Annotated in this window: 10 protein-coding genes and 1 tRNA gene; 4 read left to right on the top strand and 7 right to left on the bottom strand. The window is 62.1% G+C overall.

What is annotated here, in order from left to right:
• Window positions 1-115: 115 nt before the first annotated feature.
• Both ABZE94_RS17755 and ABZE94_RS17750 read right to left on the bottom strand, forming a co-directional pair.
• Window positions 116-191, bottom strand: a tRNA-Thr gene (locus ABZE94_RS17755).
• A 132-nt stretch (window positions 192-323) separates the two neighbouring features.
• The gene (locus ABZE94_RS17750) at window positions 324-1,166 is read right to left on the bottom strand and encodes a S1 RNA-binding domain-containing protein (protein WP_372876984.1); all 843 of its coding nucleotides are present in this window, start codon (window positions 1,164-1,166) and stop codon (window positions 324-326) included.
• Window positions 1,167-1,490: 324 nt separating this feature from the next.
• Between ABZE94_RS17750 and ABZE94_RS17745 the strand changes: the two genes are divergently transcribed.
• On the top strand, window positions 1,491-1,679 hold the full coding sequence (locus tag ABZE94_RS17745) for a hypothetical protein (RefSeq protein ID WP_170862154.1): 189 nt from the start codon (window positions 1,491-1,493) through the stop codon (window positions 1,677-1,679).
• 196 nt (window positions 1,680-1,875) lie between these two features.
• Here the strand turns inward: ABZE94_RS17745 and ABZE94_RS17740 are convergent, their stop codons facing one another.
• Both ABZE94_RS17740 and ABZE94_RS17735 read right to left on the bottom strand, forming a co-directional pair.
• Window positions 1,876-3,024, bottom strand: coding sequence for a PQQ-dependent sugar dehydrogenase (locus tag ABZE94_RS17740; RefSeq protein WP_372876983.1), 1,149 nt, complete (start codon window positions 3,022-3,024; stop codon window positions 1,876-1,878).
• 100 nt (window positions 3,025-3,124) lie between these two features.
• On the bottom strand, window positions 3,125-3,859 hold the full coding sequence (locus ABZE94_RS17735) for a substrate-binding periplasmic protein (RefSeq protein ID WP_372876981.1): 735 nt from the start codon (window positions 3,857-3,859) through the stop codon (window positions 3,125-3,127).
• A 206-nt stretch (window positions 3,860-4,065) separates the two neighbouring features.
• Between ABZE94_RS17735 and ABZE94_RS17730 the strand changes: the two genes are divergently transcribed.
• Window positions 4,066-4,362 carry a hypothetical protein gene (locus ABZE94_RS17730; RefSeq protein WP_372876980.1) on the top strand — a complete coding sequence of 99 codons (297 nt, stop codon included), beginning with the start codon at window positions 4,066-4,068 and terminating at the stop codon, window positions 4,360-4,362.
• A gap of 178 nt (window positions 4,363-4,540) precedes the next feature.
• Complete coding sequence (locus tag ABZE94_RS17725) at window positions 4,541-5,521, top strand: zinc-dependent alcohol dehydrogenase family protein (RefSeq protein WP_372876978.1); 981 nt, start codon at window positions 4,541-4,543, stop codon at window positions 5,519-5,521.
• A 97-nt stretch (window positions 5,522-5,618) separates the two neighbouring features.
• Here the strand turns inward: ABZE94_RS17725 and ABZE94_RS17720 are convergent, their stop codons facing one another.
• A complete protein-coding gene (locus ABZE94_RS17720) occupies window positions 5,619-6,977 on the bottom strand; it encodes a DEAD/DEAH box helicase (RefSeq protein WP_372876976.1) in 1,359 nt (452 codons plus the stop codon).
• Window positions 6,978-7,151: 174 nt separating this feature from the next.
• On the opposite strand from ABZE94_RS17720, the gene ABZE94_RS17715 reads away from it, so the two are divergent.
• Complete coding sequence (locus tag ABZE94_RS17715; RefSeq protein WP_372876974.1) at window positions 7,152-7,568, top strand: anti-virulence regulator CigR family protein; 417 nt, start codon at window positions 7,152-7,154, stop codon at window positions 7,566-7,568.
• Here ABZE94_RS17715 and ABZE94_RS17710 read toward each other — a convergent pair.
• Both ABZE94_RS17710 and rarD read right to left on the bottom strand, forming a co-directional pair.
• Window positions 7,538-8,236: a cupin domain-containing protein gene (locus ABZE94_RS17710; RefSeq protein ID WP_372876972.1), complete on the bottom strand. Its 699-nt coding sequence runs from the start codon at window positions 8,234-8,236 to the stop codon at window positions 7,538-7,540. The two genes, ABZE94_RS17715 and ABZE94_RS17710, sit on opposite strands and share 31 nt — an antisense overlap.
• A gap of 11 nt (window positions 8,237-8,247) precedes the next feature.
• Window positions 8,248-9,138: an EamA family transporter RarD gene (gene rarD, locus ABZE94_RS17705; protein ID WP_372876986.1), complete on the bottom strand. Its 891-nt coding sequence runs from the start codon at window positions 9,136-9,138 to the stop codon at window positions 8,248-8,250.
• Between the last annotated feature and the right edge of the window lie 25 nt (window positions 9,139-9,163).

The raw sequence follows: 9,163 nt of genomic DNA, 5'->3' as shown, positions 1-9,163 counted from the left end.
CGCCATCGGCGATGGCAAGCGAGCAGAATGCTGGAGCCGGCGGCATCGTCGTTATCCTTCATCGTCGCGCACCCCAGACGAAAAAGGCCTGCATCGCTGCAGGCCTTGAATTCGGTGGTGCCGTTGAGAGGAATCGAACCCCCGACCCCATCATTACGAATGACGTGCTCTACCAACTGAGCTACAACGGCAAAAGCCTGGGCATTATTCAATGGACTCCGTGGGCGCTCAAGCGGGTTTTGTAAAAAACCGGCGCTGAGACAGGCCCAGCGCGTCCTCTGTCAGGGCCGCAGCCGGCAGCCGTAGCTGCCGGGGGAACGCCGCTACTTGGCGGCCAGCTCGATGCGGTCGTCGTGAATCACGATGCGACCCTGCTTGTACAAGCCGCCGATGGCCTTCTTGAAGTTGCCTTTGCTGACGCGAAACAGGGCGCTGATGGCTTCTGGCGAACTCTTGTCATTGAGCGGCAGCACACCGTCGTGCTCGCGCAGCTTGGCCAGGATCTGCTCGCCCAGGCTGCTCGCCGCTTCCTGGCCAACCGGTTGCAGGCTCAGGCTGATCTTGCCGTCGGCGCGCACTTCCTTGATGAAGCCCTTCTCCTGCATGCCGCTGCGCAGGAACTTGAACAGTTCGTTCTTGTGGATCAGGCCCCAGTGCTTGCCGTTGATGATCGCCTTGAAGCCCATGTCGGTGGACTCGACCACCAGCAGGTCGACTTCCTGGCCGGCCGTGTAGGTGGCCGGCGCGGTGTCCAGGTAACGATCCAGGCGCGCCGTGGCGGTGATGCGCTTGCTGCGCTTGTCGACAAACACGTAGACCACGCAGTAGTCGCCGACTTGCAGCGGGCGCTTCTCTTCCGAATGGGGCAATAGCAGATCTTTCGGCAACCCCCAGTCGAGGAATAAACCGACGCGGTTGATATCCACCACTTTCAGGCTGGCAAATTGACCGACCTGGACTTTCGGGGTTTCCGTGGTGGCAATCAGCTTGTCATCGCTGTCGAGGTAAATAAATACATTCAGCCAGTCTTCCACCTCACTTGGCGTGTCTTTGGGGATATAGCGCTTGGGCAGCAATATTTCGCCATCCGCGCCGCCATCCAGATACAGGCCAAAGTCGGTGTGTTTCACGACCTGCAAACTATTCATTCGTCCAATTACAGCCATGGTGCCCTACCCTCGTTGCGAGCCGGACATTCTACCTGAGTTGTGGCCCGCTTTCCCGGCCTCGACTCGCGGGCTCGCAAGGTCTCGCCGGAGCGCCCGAGCCGAGCCGACCAATGGAAAGCGCCCGTCACCGAGGATCGCCGGGCAATTAATTTCCCGAGTTGAACCTTGATAAAACAATGAGTTACTCATTTTCATGGGCATTATTCATCCATTCGGAGAATCACTGACAGCGCCACAACCTGAGTTACCAAGGTTATTTACCAAGCAATTGTCAAGTCGTTCGTGTACAATCGGCGGCCAAATTAATTTTTAAATAGGTTAATGGCCGCCATGCGCGTTAAAGCATCAAACAGCAAGCCCAAACCAGCTCCAGCCGTCGAAACCAGCGCTTCAATCGATGCGCAGATCGCCGCCTTCCTGAACTCCGGTGGTGAAATCCAGCAGATCGCCAAGGGCGTCAGTGGCCAGGTCTACGGCGCTTCCAAGCAGATCACCATCGGCAAGAAATAGCCGACTTAGGGCATGGAAAGAAATAACCGCCACGTGTAGTTATGTATTGACAGGCCCTGACGTTCACCCCGTAGCGCTTTGCTCCCACCAGACAAGGCGCTGGGCTACCGCCCTCCTCCCCCGAATCAGCATCAAGCCCTCATCTGCAGCCTGACCCAAAAAGTCCAAGGCCGGCTTACGCCTGCGCAGCCCGAACTCATTTCGGCTGCAAATCCAGCCGCAACAATTGACCATTGCCCTCATCAGTCAACACGTACAGGTAGCCATCCGGCCCCTGGCGCACATCGCGGATGCGCGCATCCAGCTGCTCCAGCAGACGCTCCTCGTGCACCACCCGATCGCCGCGCAACTCCAGGCGAATCAGCGCCTGCCCGGCCAGTGCACCGATGAACAGGTTACCCCGCCAGGCGGCCAGGCGTGCGCCGTCATAGAAGGCCATGCCGCTGATTGCCGGCGACTTTTCCCACACATAGTGCGGCGGCTCGGTGCCCTCGACCGTCTTGCCCTGGGCTTCCGGAATCGGCAGGAACGAATAGTTGATCCCATGGGTGGCGAGCGGCCAACCGTAGTTCTTGCCGGCCTGCGGGATGTTGATCTCATCGCCGCCGCGCGGGCCATGCTCGTGGGTCCACAACTGCCCGGTCCTGGGATTGAGTGCCGCCCCCTGCTGGTTGCGATGGCCGTAAGACCAGATTTCCGGACGAACGTCCGCCTGGCCGACAAAGGGGTTGTCGCGCGGCACTTTGCCGTCCGGGTGCAGGCGCACCACCTTGCCTTGCAGCTTGTCGAGGTCCTGTGCGGTCGAGCGCTGGTTGTTTTCGCCCAGGGCGATGAACAGATAACCGTCGCGATCGAATACCAACCGCGAGCCGAAGTGCGCACCGCTGGACAGTTTCGGCAGCTGCCTGAAAATCACCTCGAAACCTTCCAGCCTGCGCTTATCCGCCGACAGCTTGCCACGCCCGACCGCGGTACCGGCGCGCCCACCCTCCCCGGCCTCGGCATAGGACAGATAAACCAGACGATCCTGGGCAAACTCGGGCGACAGCACCACATCGAGCAACCCGCCCTGGCTTCTGGCATAGACGGCCGGCACACCGCTGATCGGCTCGGACAGCGCCCCCTGCAAAGTTACCAGGCGCAAACGCCCAGGCCGCTCGGTGACCAGCAGACCTTGCCCGTCAGGCAGAAAAGCCATGCTCCAGGGATGTTCCAGCCCCGCGACCACCTGACTGACCTGCAGGGTGCCGTGTTCGCTGGGGTATTCGCGGGCCTGCACGGCAGTCGGCGGCATCAGCAGCACGCCGGTCAAGCCCAGAATCGCCAGCAGGGATATGCGCAGCATGCTTCTCTCCTTCGCGGCGGATAATGGCCGGGCCCGCCAGCCGAATCATGCACCCGCACAGTCCGGCTTGCAGCCCAGCGCATTACTCTAGCAGTCGTCCTCAATACATCGCGTAACGCCGCTCGATGGCGCGATACTCGCCGCTCGCGCGAATGGCCGCCAGCCCCCGATTGAAGCGGTCGCGCTGGGCCTCGTGGCGAAAGCCGACCTGATAGGGCGTTGGTGCGAAGATCGGGTATTCGGCCAGTGGCTGGCTGACGTCGACCTGATCAAGCACCTCACGATTGAGATAGCGCAGAATCCGCATATCCCCCACCACCACTTCGATCCGCCCGCTGTAGAGCAGGCGGTTACGCGCGATCTGCTGCGCCTCTTCGCGATAGCGCGGGTTGTTCTGCGCCATCCGCTGAAATTCGCTACCCAGCAAGAAGCGTGCACGCTGAAAGGCGCTGACCGAGTAATTTCCCAGGTCGGCAATCCGCTCGATCTTGTAGTGGCGCGCGCGCAAGGCCAAGGCAACATTCTGGTAGTAGATATGCGGTTCGGAATAGAAGGCATCTATGCCGCTCTGCTGGTTGGTGGTGGCAATGGCGTCGATTTCGCCTCGACGCAGCATCAGGTGCAGGCGTTCCATCGGCATATGCACGACTTGCATGGCAAAGCCGGCGCGCTTCGCGGCAGCCGCCACTATCTCGTACTCCAGCCCCCGCGCCTCACCTTCAAACACATATGGCGGCTTGTGCGTTCCAATACCCAGGCGCAGCGGTTCGGCCGCAACTGCGAAACTGAACCCGAGCAGCACCATCCCCCACATCCACTGCATGTCGGCACCCATAGTTCAATTGTCGTACAGCATAACCGGCTAAGCAGGGTGGCCCTATAGGCGCATTGCATCCCGTATGCGGCGGATCATGCAGCAAGCGCTCGATAGGATTTTGGAGGCCGTGAAAATATCGAGCGCAGCAGCGACCGCCTCCAGTCGCTCGCAGCAAGGCGCGATCAACCGAACAAGCCCACCCTTTTGCATCGCGAGGCTTGCCAATGAAAACGCTACTGGGCCTAAGCGCCGTAATCGCCATGCTCTGCTACGCCCCCGCCTATGCTGCCTGCACTCCGGAAGAGGCGACGGCCAAATCCGAACAACTGGCCGCCAAGATTGCCGAAATCACCCAGTCCGACCCCGCACGCGCGGTCGAGTTGCGCGAGGAGTTGAAGGACATCCGGCCACAGACTTCATCGGAGCAACTGGATAACGACTGCGAAGCTTACGACCGGAGCCTGCAAGAGCTGGAAGACGCCGGCAAAGACGTGCAAGAACAAGGCCCCACCACCGATTAGTGCCTGCTCCTGTCTCCGGCAGCGCTAACAGCGCGAAAGCGGATTAGCGAAATCGATTGCATGGAATTCGCCCCGGCCGACCCGCTGCGGTCTAGACTGATTGCCACCTGCCGAGGCTCTGTTGACGTTTTGTTGCGCCGAAGCGCCAACAGAGCCCAGTGGCTCACCGGAGAATCCCATGCTCAAAGCCGAATACCAAACCCGTGGCCCCGTGCCGCAAGACGTGATCGAAGCGGTCGAACTGCAACTACCCGCACCTGCCGCGGGCCAGGTGCGGATCAAGGTGACGGCCGCACCGATCAACCCTTCCGACGTGCTCACCCTCACCGGCGAATACGGCATGCTGCCGCCGCTGCCGGCGATTGGCGGCAACGAAGGTGTCGGCCGCATCGAGGAACTGGGGCCCGAGGTGAGCAACCTCAAGGTCGGCCAGTTGGTGCTGCTGCCGGTCGGCTGCGGCACCTGGGTCAGCCACCTGAATGCCCCGGCGAACAAGCTGATCCCGCTGCCGGAAGCCGATCCGTTGCAACTGGCGATGCTGACCGTCAATCCACCGACCGCCTCCCTGCTGCTCAGCCAGTTCGTCGACCTCAACCCCGGCGACTGGGTGATCCAGAACGCCGCCAACTCGGGCGTCGGCAGCTACCTGATCCAGCTGGCCAAGCTGCGCGGCTTCAAGACCATCAACGTGGTGCGTCGGGAGTCGGCAGTGGCCGGTGTGCAAGCCGAAGGCGGCGACCTGGTGCTGGTGGATGGGCCGGATCTGGCCAAGCGCGTACGCGCGGCCACCGGCGGTGAAGCCGTGCGCCTGGGCATCGATGCGGTGGGCGGCGAGTCCACCGACCATCTGGCCGCGAGCCTCAGCGAGGGCGGAGTGCTGGTCAACTACGGCATGATGAGCCGCCAGCCCTGCCAGGTGTCACCGGCGTCCTTCGTGTTCCGCGACGTGAGCCTGCGCGGCTTCTGGCTGGCCAAATGGTTCCAGAAAGCCACCCCGGCCGAGCAGATGACGGTGTTCGGCGAGCTGACCCAACTGATCGCCAGCGGCAAGCTGCACAGCCGCGTGGCGGCCACCTATGACGTCAGCCAGATCAAGGAGGCGGTGGCCGCGGCCGCCAGCGGCGAGCGCGACGGCAAGATATTGATCGTGCCGAAGTAAATTGGGTTAGCAGCGTGGGTCGGGTGGCGATCCGCTTCGGTTCGCCACGGTTGACCACGTCGGCGGGCTGAAGCCTGCCCGACCTGACAGCGTCGATTTACTCCGCCGCTGGCGCCGGCTTGCGCCGCTTGAGCGGCGCCAAGCCATCCTGGCTGACCAACTCCGGCGCCGCGGCCTTGGGTTTGTTGATGGTATTGCGCTTGCTCGGCGCCTTGGCCGCCGGTTTCTTCGCGGCCAGCTTCTTGCCGGTCTTGGGGTCGACCTTTTTCTTCTTCGGCCCAACCGCCTTGCCGGATGCCTTGAGGTTCTTCGGCCCCTGGTAGATGCCTTTCAGGTCCTTGATGTTGCGCCGCTCGAAACGCTGCTTGAGGTAGCGTTCGATGCTCGACATCAGGCTCCAGTCGGAGTGGCAGATCAGCGAAATCGCCAGACCTTCGGCACCGGCACGGCCGGTACGGCCGATGCGGTGCACGTATTCGTCACCCGAACGCGGCATGTCGAAGTTGATCACCAGATCCAGACCGTCGACATCCAGGCCGCGCGCGGCCACATCGGTGGCGACCAGGATCTTCACCGCGCCCTGCTTGAGACGGTCGATGGCCAGCTTGCGGTCTTTCTGATCCTTCTCGCCGTGCAAAACAAATGTCTTGAAGTCGTGGGCGACCAACTTGCCATACAGGCGGTCGGCCTGGACCCGGGTATTGGTGAAGATGATCGCTTTGTCGTAGGTTTCGTTTTTCAGCAACCACTCGACCAGACGCTCCTTGTGGTGGTTGTGGTCGGCGGTGATGATCTGCTGGCGCGTGCCTTCGTTGAGCTGGCTGACGCGGTTGAGCTGCAGGTGCTCGGGATTCTTGAGCACCTTGGCGACGATCTCGCGCAGGCTTGCACCACCGCTGGTCGCGGAGAACAGCAGGGTCTGGCGCTCGGCATTGCACAGTTCGCTCAGGCGCTGCACGTCTTCGGCAAAGCCCATGTCGAGCATGCGGTCGGCTTCGTCGAGCACCAGCACTTCCACTTCATCGAGCAGTAGGTTGCCGGCGTTGGCGTGTTCGATCAGGCGACCCGGCGTGCCGATCAGGATGTCGACCCGGCGCAGCATCGCGGCCTGCATCTTGAAATCCTCGCCACCGGTAATCAAACCGGCCTTGAGGAAAGTGAACTGGGCGAAGCGCTCGACTTCCTTGAGGGTTTGCTGGGCCAGCTCACGGGTGGGCAGCATGATCATCGCGCGCACACTCATGCGCGGCGAGGAAGCACCATCGCCCAACAGGCGGTTGAGCATCGGCAGGACGAAGGCCGCCGTCTTGCCGCTGCCGGTCTGCGCCGTGACCCGCAAATCCTGCCCTTGCAGCGCCAGCGGAATAGCCGCCAGCTGCACCGGGGTGGGCTCGGTAAAGTTCAGCGCAGCCACGGCTTTCAGCAGACGTTCATGCAGGGCGAATTGGGAAAACACGGGGATAACCTCGACGAAAAACGGAAATCAGCTGCATAGCGTAACGGTTTCCCGCGCTGCGGCCGAATTTGTTTGTGCTGGACTGCACAAAGCATGCTACCCGGCACTTGAACAAACCGCCATGAACGCACTCAAATCAGGCAGTACAACCGCCCCAAGGCCCCGGAGAATTGCATGCCCAACCCCTCTCGCATCCTGCTAATCTGTAGCACCCTGGCCATCGCCCTGGCCACGCAGAGCGTATTTGCCGCGTCGAACAACGATAACCATGGCAAACAACGCGCTGGCTATGACGGCGACGTCAGTGTCCACGTCAGTGGTCCCACCATAGATATCGGCCGCGTGCGCATCGTACTGGGCGACAACCGGCAACTTATCGGCCCGACCAGCTCGCTGCCGCCAGGCATCGCCAAGAACCTGGCACGCGGCAAACCCCTGCCACCGGGCATCGCCAAGAACTTCGACGAGCGGCTGGCCAGCCAACTGCCACGCTATGACGGCTACCAATGGAAGCAGGCCGGCACCGACGTGATACTGGTGGCGATTGCTACCGGGATCGTCTACGAAGTGCTGAGAAACGTGCTGGACTGATCGGCCACGCTCGCATCGTGCAGATGGCCGATCTTTACATAAATCAGGCAACCCTCACGAGAAAACGGTGTATGTGTTGAACCGTGCGGGTTGCGCAGCCAGGTGCCGGCGGGATAATCGCCATACTCATCCTGAAACACCCCCTCCAGCACCAGAATTTCTTCCCCGCCAAGATGCCGGTGGGCACTGAACTCGGTGCCTGGCGCCCAGCGCACCAATGCCGTGTGCACCGTGGCGAAACTATCCAGTGGCAGTACGCTCAGCCCCGGCACCAGGCCTGGCCGCCATTGCGCCTTGTGCGTATCGATGCGCAGCGCATGCTGATCCTGCGGCTCCTGGTAGCACAGCTTGACGAACAACAGGCACCCGGCGGGACTGGACGGCGCGTGGCTGCTGCCGGGCGGATTCTTCAGCCAGTAGCCGGCAGGATAGGCGCCATGTTCATCGACAAAGACCCCGTCGAGCACCAGGATTTCCTCGCCTCCCGGATGCCGATGGCTACGGAATTGCGACCCCGGCGCATAACGCACGATCGAGGTGGCGCGTCCGCTTTCCGCGGCAAAACGTTCCAGCGGACGCCGCTCGACGCCCGGCAACGGTGAGGCCTGCCAGTCGATAGTGCGGGTATCGAGCACAACCCGCTCGCTCAGGTCAGCATTGATCTGCATGTCACCTCCTGTCAGATGCTCCGCTGCTTGATCAGCAGCCGTGCACTGTCCCAACCGACCAGCAGCACCGCCAGCCAGATCGGCAGATAGGTCAGCCACTGCTGGGCATTGAAGCTTTCGCCGAGAAACAGCAGCGCCACCAGAAACAACAGCACCGGCTCGACATAACTGAGGATGCCGAACAGCCCCAGCGGCAACAACCGGCTGGACGCCATCATCGCCGCGAACGCCAGGGCGCCGAGCAGGCCCAACCCCGGCAGCAGCCACCACAGCTGCGGCGCCTGGGCGAACACCGCCACCGGCCCCCGGGCGACGATCAGCCAGACCGCCAAGGGCGCCAGCACCAACATTTCCAGGATAAACCCGGAGAGGGCATCCAGGCGCATCCAGCGACGCAACATGAAGTACGGGGGATAACCCAACGCGGTGACCAGGGTGACCCAGGAAAACGCCTGCAGACGCCACAGTTCATGCAACACACCGAGCAAGGCACAGCACACCGCCAACTGCTGCAACGGCCGCAAGCGCTCGCCATAGAACACCCGCCCGGCCAGCACCATCGCCAGGGGCAGCAAAAAGTAACCCAGCGAAACATCCAGCATGCGCCCGGCCAGCGGTGCCCAGACGAACAAGGCCCACTGCACGCCAATCAATGCGGCCGAGAGTGGCAGGGCCGCCAGCAATAACGGCTCACGGCGCAGACGGCCGATGGCCACGGCCAGCACCGCCCATTGCCGGGCCACGGCGACCAGCAGCAACACCGCCGGAATCGACCAGAGCACCCGTTGGGCGAACACCTGCACACCGTCCAGCGGCGCCAGTTGCTGCACATAGCCGGGAATCAGGGCAAACAGCATCGAGGCGCCAATCGACAGCAACACGCCACGCCCGGACAACTTCATCGCATCTCCTTCGCCACCAGTAGCT

The organism is Pseudomonas sp. (genome assembly GCF_041601375.1).
Taxonomy (GTDB): domain Bacteria; phylum Pseudomonadota; class Gammaproteobacteria; order Pseudomonadales; family Pseudomonadaceae; genus Aquipseudomonas.
Note: the sequence above shows the minus strand (reverse complement) of the source record. Positions and strands in the feature narration are given on the sequence as shown.